This is a genomic window from Tahibacter caeni (assembly GCF_024609805.1).
Lineage (GTDB): Bacteria > Pseudomonadota > Gammaproteobacteria > Xanthomonadales > Rhodanobacteraceae > Tahibacter > Tahibacter caeni.
Window position 1 is genome coordinate 1 of the sequence record NZ_JANFVR010000098.1, and the last position, 15,304, is coordinate 15,304.

13 protein-coding genes are annotated in these 15,304 nt (G+C 69.1%); 7 read left to right on the forward strand and 6 right to left on the reverse strand.

Annotated elements, in window-relative coordinates; translation table 11 throughout:
* The first annotated feature begins 194 nt into the window (after positions 1 to 194).
* Entirely contained in the window at positions 195 to 1,112 is a 918-nt protein-coding gene (gene bla, locus NON22_RS10730; protein ID WP_257386925.1) for a subclass B3 metallo-beta-lactamase, read from the forward strand.
* Positions 1,113 to 1,160: 48 nt separating this feature from the next.
* Here the strand turns inward: bla and NON22_RS10735 are convergent, their stop codons facing one another.
* Positions 1,161 to 2,429, reverse strand: a complete 1,269-nt coding sequence (locus tag NON22_RS10735) for a M36 family metallopeptidase (protein WP_257386926.1) — start codon at positions 2,427 to 2,429, stop codon at positions 1,161 to 1,163.
* A 292-nt stretch (positions 2,430 to 2,721) separates the two neighbouring features.
* Between NON22_RS10735 and NON22_RS10740 the strand changes: the two genes are divergently transcribed.
* Positions 2,722 to 4,641 (forward strand): choice-of-anchor X domain-containing protein, encoded by a 1,920-nt coding sequence (locus NON22_RS10740; protein WP_257386927.1) that lies wholly within the window; start codon positions 2,722 to 2,724, stop codon positions 4,639 to 4,641.
* A 173-nt stretch (positions 4,642 to 4,814) separates the two neighbouring features.
* On the opposite strand, the gene NON22_RS10745 is transcribed toward NON22_RS10740, so the two are convergent.
* Positions 4,815 to 5,261 (reverse strand): hypothetical protein, encoded by a 447-nt coding sequence (locus NON22_RS10745; RefSeq protein ID WP_257386928.1) that lies wholly within the window; start codon positions 5,259 to 5,261, stop codon positions 4,815 to 4,817.
* A 97-nt stretch (positions 5,262 to 5,358) separates the two neighbouring features.
* On the opposite strand from NON22_RS10745, the gene NON22_RS10750 reads away from it, so the two are divergent.
* Together NON22_RS10750 and NON22_RS10755 are read left to right on the forward strand one after the other, a co-directional pair.
* On the forward strand, positions 5,359 to 5,652 hold the full coding sequence (locus tag NON22_RS10750; protein ID WP_257386929.1) for a hypothetical protein: 294 nt from the start codon (positions 5,359 to 5,361) through the stop codon (positions 5,650 to 5,652).
* A 72-nt stretch (positions 5,653 to 5,724) separates the two neighbouring features.
* Positions 5,725 to 7,305: an amidohydrolase family protein gene (locus NON22_RS10755; protein WP_257386930.1), complete on the forward strand. Its 1,581-nt coding sequence runs from the start codon at positions 5,725 to 5,727 to the stop codon at positions 7,303 to 7,305.
* Between the two features lie 187 nt (positions 7,306 to 7,492).
* Here the strand turns inward: NON22_RS10755 and NON22_RS10760 are convergent, their stop codons facing one another.
* Both NON22_RS10760 and NON22_RS10765 read right to left on the reverse strand, forming a co-directional pair.
* Positions 7,493 to 7,615, reverse strand: coding sequence for a hypothetical protein (locus NON22_RS10760; protein WP_257386931.1), 123 nt, complete (start codon positions 7,613 to 7,615; stop codon positions 7,493 to 7,495).
* The gene (locus tag NON22_RS10765; RefSeq protein WP_257386932.1) at positions 7,612 to 7,887 is read right to left on the reverse strand and encodes a hypothetical protein; all 276 of its coding nucleotides are present in this window, start codon (positions 7,885 to 7,887) and stop codon (positions 7,612 to 7,614) included. Before NON22_RS10765 ends, NON22_RS10760 begins: the two co-directional genes overlap by 4 nt.
* A gap of 414 nt (positions 7,888 to 8,301) precedes the next feature.
* Here NON22_RS10765 and NON22_RS10770 point away from each other — a divergent pair, with 414 nt between their 5' ends.
* Positions 8,302 to 9,696 carry a trypsin-like serine peptidase gene (locus tag NON22_RS10770; RefSeq protein ID WP_257386933.1) on the forward strand — a complete coding sequence of 465 codons (1,395 nt, stop codon included), beginning with the start codon at positions 8,302 to 8,304 and terminating at the stop codon, positions 9,694 to 9,696.
* Between the two features lie 103 nt (positions 9,697 to 9,799).
* On the opposite strand, the gene NON22_RS10775 is transcribed toward NON22_RS10770, so the two are convergent.
* Both NON22_RS10775 and NON22_RS10780 read right to left on the reverse strand, forming a co-directional pair.
* Complete coding sequence (locus tag NON22_RS10775; RefSeq protein WP_257386934.1) at positions 9,800 to 10,615, reverse strand: CPBP family intramembrane glutamic endopeptidase; 816 nt, start codon at positions 10,613 to 10,615, stop codon at positions 9,800 to 9,802.
* A 483-nt stretch (positions 10,616 to 11,098) separates the two neighbouring features.
* On the reverse strand, positions 11,099 to 11,452 hold the full coding sequence (locus NON22_RS10780) for a PsiF family protein (RefSeq protein ID WP_257386935.1): 354 nt from the start codon (positions 11,450 to 11,452) through the stop codon (positions 11,099 to 11,101).
* 555 nt (positions 11,453 to 12,007) lie between these two features.
* On the opposite strand from NON22_RS10780, the gene NON22_RS10785 reads away from it, so the two are divergent.
* Both NON22_RS10785 and NON22_RS10790 read left to right on the forward strand, forming a co-directional pair.
* Positions 12,008 to 13,453 (forward strand): lytic polysaccharide monooxygenase auxiliary activity family 9 protein, encoded by a 1,446-nt coding sequence (locus NON22_RS10785; RefSeq protein WP_257386937.1) that lies wholly within the window; start codon positions 12,008 to 12,010, stop codon positions 13,451 to 13,453.
* A 348-nt stretch (positions 13,454 to 13,801) separates the two neighbouring features.
* Positions 13,802 to 15,304: B12-binding domain-containing radical SAM protein (locus NON22_RS10790; RefSeq protein ID WP_257386938.1), on the forward strand; the 1,503-nt coding region annotated here is incomplete at its 3' end.

Below are 15,304 nucleotides of genomic sequence, written 5' to 3' on the forward strand. Positions count from 1 at the left end.
GCCTTCCCGGCGCCGCCGTCCCGCCGCCGCCGGGAAGGCCGCGCCGACGGCGTTGAAACACCCGTCCGTTCTTCACCGCCCCGGGACACGCCGGACAGCCCGCGGCGCACGCGCAGAATTTCGCCACATTTCGCGCCGCGGCCTGCCCGCGGCGCGACCGCATACTGCGCGCCCCTTCTTCCGGACGCTTTCGCATGCCGTCGCACCGCCTGTCCGCCGTTCTCGCCGCCGTTCTCGCCGCCGCCGCCGGCGCCGCGCCGCTGCAGCCCGACACGGCGAAGAACTGCCGCTCCTGCACCGAATGGAATCAGCCGCAGAAGCCGTTCCTGCTTTACGGCAAGAGCTGGTACGTCGGCACGGCGGGACTGTCGGCCGTGCTCGTCGACTCCGGCGACGGCCTCGTGCTGCTCGACGGCGCATTGCCCGAATCCGCGCCGCTGATCGCCGCGAACATCGCCGCGCTCGGCTTCCGCCTGGAACAGATCAAGTACATCGCCGTCTCGCATGCGCACTACGACCACGTCGGCGGCGTCGCCGCACTGGCGCGCGCGAGCCGCGCCACGGTCATTGCGAGCCGGCGCAGCGCCGAAGCGCTGGCCGCCGGCGTGCCGCCGAAGGACGATCCGCAGATCGATTTCGGCGCCGAGGCCAACGCATTTCCGAAGGTCGGCCACGCGAAAGTCCTCGCCGACGGCGAGACCCTGCGCCTCGGCACGCTCGCGCTGACCGCGCACTACACGCCGGGCCACACGCCGGGCGCGACGACCTGGAGCTGGCAGGACTGCGCCGACGGCAAGTGCCTGAACCTCGTCTACGCCGACAGCCTCAACGCCGTGTCCGACGACGTCTACCGCTTCGGCGGCGCCGACGGCAACGGCGGCATCGCGGCGAGTTTCCGTGCGAGCATCGCGCGCGTCGCGGCACTGCCCTGCGACGTGCTCGTGCCAGTGCATCCGGGCTTCGCCGATTTCGCCGGCAAGCTCGCGCAGCGTGCGCAAGGCGTGACGCCGGACCCGTTCATCGACGCGACCGCCTGCCGGCGCTATGCGGAGGCGGCCTCGAAGAAACTCGACGCGCGCCTGAGCGAAGAACGCGCCGCGCCGAAACGCTGAATCCGGGCGATGGCGCAGCCGGGCGCCGCGCCATTCGCCGTGCCGCCTTCAGGGTGTCTCGAAGCCGTCCGCGAACAGCGGGTCCGGCAGACACTCCTGCGGCAGGTCGAAGGCGGCCGTGTTGTCGCTGTTGGAAGTGCCGAGTCCCTGCACCGCCGAGAACCCGAGGCCGCGCCGTGCGAACGCGTTCCAGATCCGGCAGCGGTTCTCGCCGGTGTAGAGCTCGGCGTCGGCCGTGAGCCACGCGTCGCGCGCTTCGACGAAACCGGCGGCGCAGGTCTGCCGCTGCAGCGCGCGGATGGCCAGGCGCAGCATGCGGTTCTCCGCGCCGTTGCCGTCGAACCAGTCGTTGCTCGCGCCGTAGGCGTCGACCAGGCTCCAGGTCAGATCCCACAGCGCGCTGGCCCAGACCGTGCCGGTGTCCTGCGGCGACGACAGGATGCGCGTGTCCTGATAGGTGTAGTGGTCGGCCTCCAGGTCCGTCGTGTAGGACAGGCCGCGCAGGCCGGAACCGGTCACCGGCTGACCGAGCACGTAGGTGCCGATGCCGCGCGGCTGCGTCGGCGTCGCCGTCGTGAAATCCGTCGTCAGCAGCAGCGCGAAGAAATCGTCGTAGCCGCTGCCGGGCGATTCGAGATTGCTCACGCAGGCCGGTCCGGCGATGCGTCCGTTCACTGCCATGCCCCAGGCGTAGATCAGGATCGTCGCATCGAAGCTGCCTTCGCGCCGCGGCGCCGTCGTCGTCCATTCGCGCAGCTGGATGCGCGGGCTCGTGCCGTCGCTCGTGTACGAACCGTCGGCGCCGTTGGTGCCGGAACCGTCGAGGATTTCCACGATCACCGGATCGGCGCCGAGACCGCCGCGACCGTAGTTGTTCTGCTGCATGTTGCCGGCGAGCTCGTCGAAGCCGTGCCGGTAGAAGATGTCGTGCAGCATGTTGACCCAGTAGAACGCGTTCGTCGCGAGCGCGTCCTTGTACGAGGCCGGCGGATCCGCGGGCGACCAGGCGAAGTCGAACAGCAGCGTGGGACCGCCGTCGGGGCCGCTGTCGTCGGGCGCGTCGTCGGCGTCCGTGTCCGTGTACACGACCGCGTTATTGCCGCGCAGGATCGTGAACTCCGGACCGGCCGCGCCGTTCGTGTCGTGCCAGCCGAACGGCGAGGCTTCGGCCTGTTGCGGGTCGGTGACCAATGCCTGCGCGCCGTGGTCCGGGCTCGCGACCGGCACCGGAAACACGCGATAGCTGGCCGCCCCGGCCGCGCCCGCCGCGAGGATCGCCGTCGCGACCGCGACGACTGTCTTGCGAATCCCTTGCATTTTTCTTCCCCTCGGAGCCGATGGCCCACGGATCATCGTTCCGCCCGGCCGGATGAGTCCAGCAGCGGGCCCGGCGGAAAACCGGCCCGAGGCCACACCGGTGCCGGTCGCGATACCGACGTTCCGGGACTCCGGCTCCGCCTTCCGTGCTGCGCCGCAGCGTGCATCGAACGCTCGTTTGAGTAGGTTACCCGTTCGCCTCGCCGGTCGCGGGGCGTCGCACTGATCGGGGAAAGACCGCAAGACCCAGTAGAAAAATCCACAACACCACAGTTCTTCGGGAGGGAAGACCGTGACCAGAAGTCCCCTGACGTTGGCCGTCGTTTCGACCTTGCTGTTCGCCGCACCGCTTGCCGCCGTTGCCGCCCCAATTCCGAAGCAGCTGTCGGGTCCGCCCGAGGAGTTCGCGCAGATGCGCGTGCCCGATCCGGCCGAATCGGCGATCTACTCGCACAGCGCGCTGCTGCCGGTGCAGATGAGCGAGCGCGACGCCGGCTGGCAGATGGCGCTGCCGGTCGAGAACGGCAAGGTGCGCTTCCTGGTCTTCTCCGGCAACAACTCGGACTGGCAGCTGCAGCTGCAGTCGCCGACCGGCCGCCGCATCGCGGCCAACGAGCTGCGCGCGGCGGCGAAGCCGGCCGATTTCGCACTCGAGGAAGCGCGCGTGCCGGCCAGTTATTACGCCGTCGAAGGCCTGGAATCGGGCACCTGGACCCTGCAGATCGATGCGGGCTCCAGCCGTTCGCAGTCCGGCTACGTACTGCTCGAGGGCGACGAGAGCACCGAGCTGCTGTCCTATCCGGCGCATCGCCGGCAGATCGTCGGCGAACGCCTCGACGTCGTCGCGACCCTCGGCGGCAACCGCAGCGCGAAGCAGACCTCCGCCGCGCGCATCGGCGAGGCGACCCTGCGCGTGACCGCGCCCGACGGCACCGTCAGCAGCCACCCGATGTTCGACGACGGCCTGCATGCCGACGCGCGCGCCGGCGACGGCGTCTACGGCGCCGGCTTCGTCGCCGACAAGAGCGGCAGCTATCTGGCCCAGGTCGTCGCCGACGGCACGAATGCCGACGGCCTGAAGATCGTGCGCACGGCCGAGCACGTGCTGCCGGTCGTCGAAGCGAGCCTGCAGCTGCGCAGCACGGCCACGGTCGGCGCGACGATGCGCGGCGACGGCCGCGTCTCGCTCGATCTGCCGGTCGCCGCGAACAAGCCCGACCAGCACTACCGCGCGTATGCGGAAGTCTGGGGCCGCGACGGCAACGGCACGCCCGTCGCCGTGGCGTGGGTCGGCGGCATGGTCTCGCCGGACAAGGGCGGCACCCTGGGCCTCAATTTCGATTCGCGCTGGATCACGCGCGCGAAGGCGCAGGGTCCGTTCGAGCTGCGCGACCTGCGCATCGAGGATCCGGACCACTTCGTCACCCTGGCCAGCGCCGGCAAGCTCGATCTGCAGCTGCCCGACCGCCGCCAGTTCGTCGAGGCACCGGCCGGGATCACCGAGTCCATGCGCATGGGTCCGCGCCCGACGGGCGCCGACGCGATCAAGGGCGTGGGCTCGCGCCTGATCCTCGTGCACGGCTATTGCTCCGGCGGCGTCTGGCCGGCGTCGCAGTTCTCCAGCGCGTCGACGTTCCTCGACGCGAACCAGAATCGCAGCCACGACCAGTTCGCACGTCTGCTGCAGAGCTACGGCAGCACCTGGAACTCGTTCGGCACGGTCGCCCACAGCCAGGGCGGCGCCGCGTCGCTGCACCTGTACACCTACTACTGGAGCGGTCTCGACAACGCGACCGGTTCGCGCCTGATCCAGTCGGTCGGCACGCCGTACAAGGGCACCAACCTCGCCGGCATCCTCGCGACCCTCGGCTCGTGGTTCGGCGTCGGCTGCGGCACGAACGACAACCTGAGCTACAGCGGCGCGTCGGCCTGGCTCGCCGGCATCCCGACCTCGTCGCGCGCCAAGGTCAACTACTACACGACCTCGTTCCGCACGACGAACTGGTGGACCAACGACTACTGCCAGATCGCCACCGACCTCGTGCTCAGCGATCCGGAAGACGGCACCACCGAGCAGACCAACGGCCAGCTCAGCGGCGGCGTCAACCGCGGCCACACGACGGGCCAGTGCCATACCAGCGGCATGCGCGACCCGGCGCAGTACCTCGATTCGTCGCGCAATTCGACGATGAACGCGAACGCGGCGCGCTGACCGCCGTCGGTGCACCTTCGAAGCGCGCGGGAGCGATCCCGCGCGCTTTTTTGGTCCTTCGTGCATTCCGAGCCGTCGCAAGAGGACCGCGACCCACCGCCCTCCGACGCCTCGGCCGCCCGGCGCCGGCGTGACACGCATCGTCGGCACCCGATTCCGCCGCACCGGCGGCCTCAGTCTGCAGCGAGTCCCGCAGCGACGATGAGCCGCTTCCAGCCCGCAATGGAATCTGCGAACCGCTGCGGTTCGAAGAACTCGGCCAGCGCCGCGACGGCGGCCTCCGCCAGCGGCGTCAACGTATAGCGTACGCGCACCGCGCAGCGGTCCGCGGACAATGCCGCGCAGCGCACCTCGACGAGTCCTGCGTGCACGCCGGCGACGTGTCGCGCATAGCGCGCGATGCCGCGCTGCGGGTCGTAGTCGACGACGACCCAGACCGTCTCGACCGTGTTCGTGCGCGTCACGAACACGCTGCCCGCGGCACCGTCGCCGCCGAGCATTTCGGGCTCCCAGCCCGGCACCCAGCGCCGCTCCCCTTCCGCCGTGAACAGCGGCAAGGCGCCTTCGACGCTCAGCGCGAGCTCGAAACCGGCCTCGGCCGTCATCGCCTTCCAGCTCATGATCGTTCACCGTTGTTATCTTGGTACATACGTACCTTATCACGAAACCGGCCGGCGGCTGCTAGAGTCGACGCCCTCTCTACCGAGGACGAATGCCATGGCCGCCCGCACGACGCGCAGAACGAGCAAGGCTTCCGCGCCGCCGATCGGGATCGAACGCGTGCAGACCGGCGTGCGCCTGGAAAAGCGCCTGCTCAAGGTGCTCAAGGGACTCGCCGAATACCTCGACCTGTCGCTCGGCGACCTGCTCGAAGGCATCGCGCTGCATGCGCTGGAGAACAAGCCGCCGTTCTCCGCGACGACGCTCAAGCGCATACAGGACCTGAAGAAGGTCTACGGCCTCGATCTCGGGGCCGGCGACAGCCACCGCCTCGCCGACCGCCAGCCGTGACATTCGGCACAGGCAGCGCCGGCGGCGCTGAAGCCAGATGACGGACCGACCGAGCCTTTCCGCGGAGCTCCGATGAAACGATTGCTGCTTGCCGCCCTGTCCCTGCTCGCCGCGCCGGCGTTCGCATCGATACCACCGGGCGGGGACCGCCACGAGGGCGACGGACCGTATACGCAGCTGATCCTGCGCGGCGTCAACGTCATCAACGGCACCGGCAGCCCGGCCTACGGCCCGGCCGACGTCGTCATCGAAGGCAACCGCATCGGCGAGATCCGCATGCTCGGCGCCGACATCACCTCGATACGGCCCGAGGACAGGCCAAAACTCAAGGCCGGCGGCCGCGAGATGGACCTGACCGGCTACTACGTGATGCCCGGCCTGATCGACATGCACGGCCACATCGGCGGCGACGAACAGGGCGTCAGCGCCGACTACGTCTACAAACTCTGGATGGGCCACGGCATCACGACGGTGCGCGACCCGGCCTGCGGCAACGGCATCGACTGGTGCGCTCAGGAAACCCGGCGCAGCGCGGCCAATGCCATCGTCGCCCCGCGCATCTTCCCGTATGCGTACTTCGGCATGGGCCGCGACAAGCCCATGACGACGCCCGAGGAAGCGCGCGAATGGGTGCGAGAAATGAAAAAGAAAGGCGCCGTCGGCATGAAGTGCTTCGGCTACCGCCCCGAGGTGCTGCAGGCCGCGTTCGAGGAACTCGGAAAGCAAGGCATGCGCAGCGCCTGCCATCACGCGCAGCTCGACGTCGCGCGCGTCAACGTGCTGACCACGGCGCGCTGGGGCCTGACCTCGATGGAACACTGGTACGGCCTGCCCGAAGCGCTGTTCGACGACCGCACCGTGCAGGACTATCCGGCCGCCTACAACTACAGCAACGAAGCCGACCGCTTCGGCCAGGCCGGCCGCCTCTGGGCGCAGGCCGCCGAGAAAGGCAGCGACAAGTACGAAGCCGTCATCAAGGAACTGCTCGATCTCGACTTCACGATCGACCCGACCTTCACGATCTACCAGGCGAGCCGCGACTTCATGCGCGTGCGCCGTGCCGAATGGCACGACCGCTACACCCTGCCGTCGCTGTGGGACTTCTTCACGCCGAACCGCGACCACCACGGCAGCTTCTTCTTCGACTGGGGCACCGAGGACGAAGTCGCCTGGCGCGACAACTACCGGCGCTGGATGGCCTTCGTCAACGACTACAAGAACCGCGGCGGCCGCGTCACCGTCGGCAGCGATTCGGGCTACATCTACAAGATCTACGGCTTCGGCACGATCGAGGAGCTAGAACTGCTGCGCGAAGCGGGCTTCCATCCGCTCGAAGTGCTGCGCGCGGCGACGCTCAACGGCGCCCAGGCGCTCGGCGCCGCCGACCGCATCGGCTCGCTCGAACCCGGCAAGCTCGCCGACATCGCCGTGGTCAGGGAGAACCCGCTCGCGAACCTCAAGGTGCTCTACGGCACCGGCCACATCCGCCTCGGCAGCGATGGGCGACCCACGCGCGTCGGCGGCGTCGACTACACGATCAAGGACGGCATCGTCTACGACGCGAAGCAGCTGCTGCGCGAAGTGCGCGAGATGGTGGCGACGGAGAAGAAAAAGCGCGGCATCGAGCATTACGCGCAGCCGGGGGACGAGTAGTCCCGCGCAAGCAGCCCCGGCGAGCCCGCGGCGCCGCACCGACTCGTTCGCTGCCGCCGACCGGCGAGCGTTCGTCAGGACCGGTGCGGCAGTGCCTGCAGCGGCCATGCCGGCGCAGCGCATCTTGCCGACGGAAGCGGCGGAACCGGGCCGGACGGCAAGCAGGGACGCGGCCGGCGCGCCGTCTTCATTCCGGCGCGGACTGTTCGACCCGCCAGATCTTCTTCAGGCCCTCGTCGGAGAACTCGACGACGAACACCTCCTGCATCGGCAGGTGCTTCCGGTCGAAGTCGATGACCGGCAGTTTCACGAGAACCATGCCCGGCGGGTTGCGCGACGGATCGACGAACAATCCGGCGCGGCGATGTCCGGATCGACGATCGCACGCAGTGTTTCCGCCGGAACCCGGAACCGCGCGTGCGGCAGGACCAGCTCGAGCCTGCACAGCACGTCTCCGCAGACTTCCAGGTCCAGGCGATAGCCGCCTTCGTAGGACGTCGACTGTCTCGTCGCGTACGGCGTGACGAGGGGCGTCGCCCCGGCCCGTCCCGCCGCGATCGCCACGAACAGCAGCAAACCCATTCCCGCCACACGTGCCATTTCTTCCCCTTGGTAGCCGTACCGCCCTTCGCGATATCCGGCTCGCGCCGGCACCGGCGTGCCGCAGCGGCCGGCCGTTATCGCACATTCCTGCGAAAGACGGACCGGAACGCAGGTACGTCGCGGCCGGTCGCGGCGAACCACCGCATCGATCCCGGCATCTCCGGCGGCCGCCCGACGTCACCGTCCGCCCGGCGGCGCGCGCCTCCATCGGCGCCAACCAGCCCGCGCAGAACGACGTGCGTTTACTTTTCCATAACGATCACATCATGAAATGGAAAAAGTGCTGCATTGCGGCGTGCGTTGCGCGGCGCGCTCCGTAGAGTGACGCCGCCCCGGCCGTCGCCGGGGCGCGGCATCGGGGGATCCGCTACACCTTGAGGGAGAATGTCGTCGATGAACCGTACACACCGTCTTGCGGCCGCCGTCGCGGCGCTGCTGTCGCTGGCTGTCGCGCCGGCCATGGCCCAGAACAACCGCCTCGCTGCCGAAATGGATTCCGAAGCCGTCACCGCCGAAGCGAACGCCGGCGCGACCGGCGCCGGGCAGTTCGAAACCCTCGCCAATCCGCTGCTCGTCGCCGCGCTGGCCGCGCCCGACAGTGCCGAACTGAGCCTGCTGGCCGAGCGCCGGCGCCTACAGGACAAGCGCGGCGAACCGCTGGAAGTCGCGTTCGGCCGCGAGACCGGCGACAAGACCTTGCAGCTCGCGAGCCTCGACTGGCAGCCGCTGGCCGGCGGCGCACGCGGCGCGCAGCTGCGCCTGCAGTCCGACGGCGCGCTCGCGTTGCGCGCCGCGCTGGTGTTCGGCACGCCAAACGATCGGGTCCGCGCAGACCTCCGCGGACTGACCCTGCGCTTCCGCGGCGCCGACGGCCAGACCTTCGAGATGGCCGGGCGCGATCTGCCGCAGGGCGAAGCGGCCTGGTCGCCGGTCGTGCGCGGCGACGCGCTGACGATGGAGATCGTGCTCGCGCCGGGCGTGCAGGCCGAGTCGCTGTCGCTGCGCATTCCGCAGCTGTCGCACTTCGACATCGATCCCGCCTCGACCGACGAAGCGATCGGGACGAAAGTCGGCGAAAGCGACTACTGCGAACGCGACATCGTCTGCCGCACGAGCCCGCCGTCGGGCTTCACGAGCACGGCCAACGCCGTTGCGCGCATGGTCTTCACCAAGGGCAGCAGTTCCTACCTCTGCACCGGCACCCTGCTCAACAACAGCAACTCGCCGAAGAAGCACCTGTTCTGGACGGCCAACCACTGCATCAGCACGCAGTCGGTCGCCAACACCCTGCAGACCTACTGGTTCTACCAGGTCACGACCTGCAACGGCTCCACCGTGAGCTCGGCGGCGCGCACCCTGACCGGCGGCGCCTACCTGCGCCACAACAACAGCGCGCGCGACACCTCGCTGCTCGAACTGAAGACCGCGCCGCCGGCCGGCGCCGTCTATGCGGGCTGGACCAGCGCGGCGATAGCCGCGACGAACACGGCGATCGAAGGCATCCACCATCCGGCCGGCGACGTGAAGAAATATTCGCTCGGCACGGTGACCTTGCTGTCGGGCAACATCGACGGCAAGGGACCGTTCTATCGCGTGCGCTGGACCACCGGCGTGACCGAAGGCGGCTCGTCGGGCTCGGGCCTGTTCACGGTCAGCGGCACCGGCAGCTACCAGCTGCGCGGCGGCCTGTACGGCGGCCTCTCGTACTGCTCGGCGCCGAGCGATCCGGACTATTACTCGCGCTTCGCCGACGTCTATTCGAGCATCAGCAGCTATCTGTCGCCATGAGTCGCCGGTCGCGCAGCGGCAGCCGCCGCTGCGCGACCCAAACGTCGCGGTACGCGTGACGGGACCAGCCGATCGGCGTGGCAGCGGACCGGACTTCGCCACGTCATCGCAGGGCGAGACCGAGGCGACCGCGCGTCGCCAGGACGATCAGGACGGCGACAACGGCGAACGAGCCGGCAAGGACGAGATCCGGCCGGATTTCGCCGGTGATCTCGGTATGCGCCAGAAACCGACCGAGAACGCCCGATGAGGCATTGAAGACGGCGTGCAGCAGGATGGCGACCAGGATGCTGTTGCGGGACAGGTTGAAACACAGGCTCATGACGAAGCCGAACCCGCCCACCAGCAGGAAATAGACCCAGGGCGCCGTGCCGTTCCAGCTCGGCACGAGAAACAGCGGCGCGTGCCACAGCGCCCACAGCAGACCGAGCAGCAATGCCGCGCGAAGCGGACCGTACCGGTGCTGCAGCCTCGGCAGCGCAAATCCTCGCCAGCCGGGCTCTTCGCCGACGGGCCCGGCCATCAGTGCGGCGCGAAGCACACCGTAAGGGTAGACGGCGAAGGCGGCCCATTCGAAGGACCTCACGACGCCGCCGCCGAGCCAGAGGCCCGGCAGGATCACGAAGCCCACTGCGACAAGCAGACACCCCAGCACCGCCGAAATCAACGCCGCTCCCGGATAAGGCACGAGGTCGCCGATACGGCAGTTGCCCGACGACAGGCGCTGGACGATCACTGCGGCCAGCAACGGCGCATAGCTTCCGGGCAGCATGCTCCAGAGCGGCAGGTCGAACGGCAGCAGTCCGATACCCGTCCTGGACAGTACCAGCGGCGCCCAGGCGAGCCATGCAATGGCATAGGCCAGGACGAAGAACGTCGATGTGGGCCGACCGGCAGCCCAAGCAGAAAGCGCGCGCATGGATGCAACCCGACACTGGATGGAGTGATGACGCCCGAGCCGATGTCCGAGCCGCCTCGGCCGGGCGTCGACGGCGCCTCAGCGTAGCGCAACGCGTGCGGGTCTGGAGGTCCCGGCCCGTCCTCGCAGATCTCGCGCCCGGAACCGCATCGGTCCCGTGCGCGGCTCACGCAGCGGACACCCCTGCGGCATCTTCGTCCGGCGAGTGCCAGTAGCGGCGAGGCGATCGCGCATTCGCCCAGCGCATGCCGGCCCGATGGGACCGACGGGATCGGCGATGGCCGCACGATCGGGATCATTACACCAGCCTGACGGACGCCGTCGGCGACAAACCGCCTTGCACGGCGCAATACCGGCCGGATGAGCTCCGCCCGGCCGGCTTCCGTGCCTGACGGAAGAAAGCAAAAAAGGAGCGCATTTCGCGCTCCTTTTCCGGCCGGGTTGCCGCTCGACCGTGCCCGCATGGCCAGACGGTGCAGAGACTCAATGCGCCGCCGCAGCCGCGGCGCCGTCGCCCTTGAGGCAGGTGCTCATGAACGCCTTGCGCTCGTCGCCCTTGAGCGACTTCTTGCTCGCGTCGGCATTGCAGGATTTCATCTTTTCCTGCTGGGTCTGTTGCGCGGTGGTCTCGCTCTCGCCCTTGAGGCAGGCCGACATGAACGTCTTGCGCTCGTCGCCCTTCTTGCCGGCGGCCTTGGCATTGCAATCGGACATGCGCTGCTGCTGAGGCGTCAGCGTCTTGGCCTGGTCGGCGGCGAAGGCCGGGGCGGCTCCCGCGAAAGCCAGGACGGCCGCGATGGAAAAGCAGACGACGGACGAACGATGGATCGATGACATGGCACGGTTCCGTGGGTGGTTACCGGCAGCGCGCCGGCGCGCCGCAGTCTACGCTCAAGATGCCGCGGCGAAGGCGTGTATGCGGAAGTTTGCAGTGTCGATTCGCAGTGGTTCAGGCTTGCCGCCCGTGGGGCGGAGGCCGCGACCTTACGGGCACGACGGCGACGGCCGCCGCTGCCGTCGCGAGCGCCACGCCCGTCGCATCACGCATCGGTGATCGGCCGTCGAGCCCGGCCGCATCGCCCATATGCCGCAACGGAATGACGTCGACCGATCCGCAGCGACGCTGCGTCCCGCGTTGCTGCAGGGCCGCTTTGTCGATAAGTCTATTGGTTCACAACGGCGCCGCGGCCGCTGCGCATACTACGCGACGCCCATAACCATAACGCTGCACTGCGCGGACGATGCCGCGCCTTCCGGCACGCCTTGCGTGCGCGATCACCGACTGTCTATCCACCTCCGGGCAGCGGAACCTGCGTCGTCGCGACCGATGGACTCCCGGTGTCCGCGGTGCGCGCCGGCGCGTGTCTGCCAACCTGCCGCAGGAGACTCGTCGTGTCCGCTTCGCTCGCCCTACGCTCGTCCTTCGCCGTGCTCGTCGCCGCCGGCGCCGCCGTGCTGCCGCAACGCAGCCAGGCCCACGGCTCCATGGTCGTGCCCGAGAGCCGCATCTATCACTGCTTTCTCAACAACCCGGAAAACCCCGGCGATCCGGCCTGCCGCGCGCTCAAGGACGCCGGCGGCACGCAGGCCTTCTACGACTGGACCGGCATCAACCAGGCCAACGCCAACGGCAACCACCAGGCCGTCGTGCCCGACGGCAGGCTCTGCAGCGGCAACAACCCGACCTTCCGCGGCCTCGACCTCGCACGCAGCGACTGGTATGCGACACCGGTCGCGAACGGCGCCGACGGCACGTTCGAGTTCGTGTTCCGCGCGACCGCGCCGCATGCGAGCCGCGACTGGATCTTCTACGTCACGCGCGCGGGGCATTCGCCGGTCGAGCCGCTGCGCTGGTCCGACCTGTTCGAGTTCTGCCGCTTCGGCTCGGTGCCGCTCGACAACGGCTACTACCGCTTCCGCTGCGCGCTGCCGGAGCTCAGCGGCAAGCACACGATCTACACGGTCTGGCAGCGCTCCGACAGCACCGAAGCGTTCTATACCTGCACCGACGTTGAGTTCGGCGGCGCGCCGAATCCGGCCTGGACCGACGAAGGCGCGCTGGCCGCGCAGAACGCGCTGCCGGCCGGCACGGTCGTCACGCTGCGGCTGTTCAACGCGGCCGGCAACGACGTCGAGACGATTCCGTTCACCGTCGCCGTCGGCCAGGGCGCCGCGACCGAATGGCCGTACCGCTTCGCGCTCGCAGTCAATGCGCAGGCGACGAATGCGCGCATCGGCGTGCCCGGCGCCGGCGGCGCGATCACGCCGCAGCAGAGCGCCAGCGCGAACCGCGTCTACACCCTGACGAGCCAGAACCTCAACCATCAGGTCGACATCCGCCTGCCGAACACGAACCAGCCGCCGGTCGCCGTCATCGCCGCGAACACGACCTCGGTCACCGGTGCCGGATCGGTGAACCTGTCCGGCGCCGGATCGAGCGATCCGGACGGCCAGGCGCTGAGCCACCAGTGGAGCCTCGTCTCCGGCAGCAACGCGAACCTCGGTGCAAGCAGCGGCGTGCAGACCACGTTGAATCTGACCGCACCGGCCCAGGACCAGACCTTGGTCGTGCGCCTGACTGTCAGCGACGGCTCGGCGAGTCACAGCACCACGGTATCGATCGCGCACAGGAAGCCGGCCGGCGGCGGCGAGTGCGACTACGTCTACCCGGCCGGCATCGGCAACTACGTCGCCGGCCAGACCGTCGTGCTCGGCAGCGACGGCAATCGCTATCGCTGCCGTCCGTTCCTCGAAGGCGGCTGGTGCAACATCGACAGCGCCTATCACTACGCGCCCGGCAGCGGCACGAACTGGCAGGACGCCTGGACGCGGCTGTAGTTCGGTTCGCGCGCGGATCGTGCGTCGATGTCGCGGTTCGCCTGCGGCTCACCGGCAACCTGCGCAGGTTGCGGTGAGCGCAGCGAACCGCGACATCGCCGTCTTCCCGCCGCGAAATGCCTCGACCGAAGCCCCGACACGGCGGCACTCGAACAGAAGCCACCGTCTCGCAGCGACGGGGCGGTGCCAGGCTTGCCGTGCGACGCCCACGCGGACCGGACACGTCGACGTTGCGGTCCGCCTGCGGCTCACCGGCAACCTGCGGAACGACACTCGCCCGGCGCACGGACGGCACTCGCAGGACCGGCGGATTTTCCGCGGCGCGCCGGGCTCGCGCATACTTGCGTCATGCCCGATATCGTCCTTGCCACGCTCAACGCGCGCTACGCGCACGCTTCGCTGGGCCTGCGCTGCCTGCGCGCCAATCTCGGCGCGCTGCGCGAACGCAGCCTGATCCGTGAATTCATCATCGGCCAGAAGACCGAAGACATCGCCGAGAAGATCCTCGCCGACGCGCCGCGCGTGCTCGGTCTCGGCGTCTACATCTGGAACGTCGCCGAGACCACGCGGCTGGTGCTGCTGCTCAAGACCTTGCAGCCCGAGCTCGTCGTCGTGCTCGGCGGCCCCGAGGTCAGCTACGAGACACCGGAGCAGCGCATCGTCGCCGCAGCCGACTACGTCGTGACCGGCTGGGGCGAAGTCAGCTTCGCGACCCTGGCCGCGCAGCTGCTCGCCGGCGAACGGCCGGGGCAGCGCGTCGTCGCCGGCGTGCAGCCACCGCTGCAGGCGTTGACGCCGCCTTATGCCGAATACACCGACGAGGACGTCGCGCGGCGCTATCTCTACGTCGAGGCTTCGCGCGGCTGTCCGTTCAAATGCGAGTTCTGCCTGTCGGCGCTCGACAAGACCGCCTGGCCGTTCCCGCTGCAGCCGTTCCTGGCCGATCTGGAGAGGCTCTACGCGCGCGGCGCGCGCCAGTTCAAGTTCGTCGACCGCACGTTCAACCTCAAGGTCGACACGTCGCTGGCGATTCTCGACTTTTTCCTCGCCAAGCTGCGCGTCGCGCCCGACGATCCGGTGTTCGTGCACTTCGAGCTGATACCCGATCACCTGCCGGAAAAACTGAAGGCCGCGATACAGCGGTTTCCGGCCGGCACCCTGCAGTTCGAGATCGGCATCCAGACCTTCGACCCGGCCGTGCAGACGCGCATCTCCCGGCGCCAGGACAACGAGCGCGCCGCGGCCAACCTGCGCTGGCTGCGCGAACACTGCACCGCGCACCTGCACGTCGACCTGATTGCCGGCCTGCCCGGCGAGGACGTGGAGACGTTCGCGCGCGGCTTCGACACGCTGGTGGAGCTCGCGCCGCACGAAATCCAGTTCGGCATCCTCAAGCGCCTGCGCGGCGCGCCGATCGCGCGCCACACGGCCGACTTCGGCCTGCAGTTCAATCCCGAGCCGCCGTACAACATCCTCGCGACCAACCTCATCGACTTCGCGACGATGCAGCGCCTCTCGCGCTTCGCGCGCTACTGGGACCTGGTCGCGAACTCCGGCCGCTATCCGCGCACTCTGCCGCGCCTGCTCGGCGAGCGCCCGTTCGCGCATTTCCTCGCCTTCAGCGACTGGCTCTACGCGCGCACGGGCCAGACCCATGCGCTCGCGCAGGAACGCCTCGTGCAGGCGCTGTACGACTTCCTCGGCAGCGAACGCGGACTCGACCCGGCCGACGTCGGCAGCGACCTCGCCGCCGACTACCACGCCGCCGGCGGCCGCAGCCGCCTGCCCTTCGAAGCCGCCGACGCCGAACTGCCCGCCCCGCGCGCACGCAAGGCCGCCGGCGCGACGCCG

Excerpts from the sequence above, each read along its gene's own strand:
- NON22_RS10780 (WP_257386935.1), bottom strand. The coding sequence starts at position 11,452 with ATGTCATCGATCCATCGTTCGTCCGTCGTCTGCTTTTCCATCGCGGCC.
- NON22_RS10765 (WP_257386932.1), bottom strand. The coding sequence starts at position 7,887 with ATGGGTTTGCTGCTGTTCGTGGCGATCGCGGCGGGACGGGCCGGGGCG.
- NON22_RS10770 (WP_257386933.1), top strand. The coding sequence starts at position 8,302 with ATGAACCGTACACACCGTCTTGCGGCCGCCGTCGCGGCGCTGCTGTCG.
- NON22_RS10745 (WP_257386928.1), bottom strand. The coding sequence starts at position 5,261 with ATGAGCTGGAAGGCGATGACGGCCGAGGCCGGTTTCGAGCTCGCGCTG.
- NON22_RS10775 (WP_257386934.1), bottom strand. The coding sequence starts at position 10,615 with ATGCGCGCGCTTTCTGCTTGGGCTGCCGGTCGGCCCACATCGACGTTC.
- bla (WP_257386925.1), top strand. The coding sequence starts at position 195 with ATGCCGTCGCACCGCCTGTCCGCCGTTCTCGCCGCCGTTCTCGCCGCC.
- NON22_RS10755 (WP_257386930.1), top strand. The coding sequence starts at position 5,725 with ATGAAACGATTGCTGCTTGCCGCCCTGTCCCTGCTCGCCGCGCCGGCG.
- NON22_RS10735 (WP_257386926.1), bottom strand. The coding sequence starts at position 2,429 with ATGCAAGGGATTCGCAAGACAGTCGTCGCGGTCGCGACGGCGATCCTC.
- NON22_RS10750 (WP_257386929.1), top strand. The coding sequence starts at position 5,359 with ATGGCCGCCCGCACGACGCGCAGAACGAGCAAGGCTTCCGCGCCGCCG.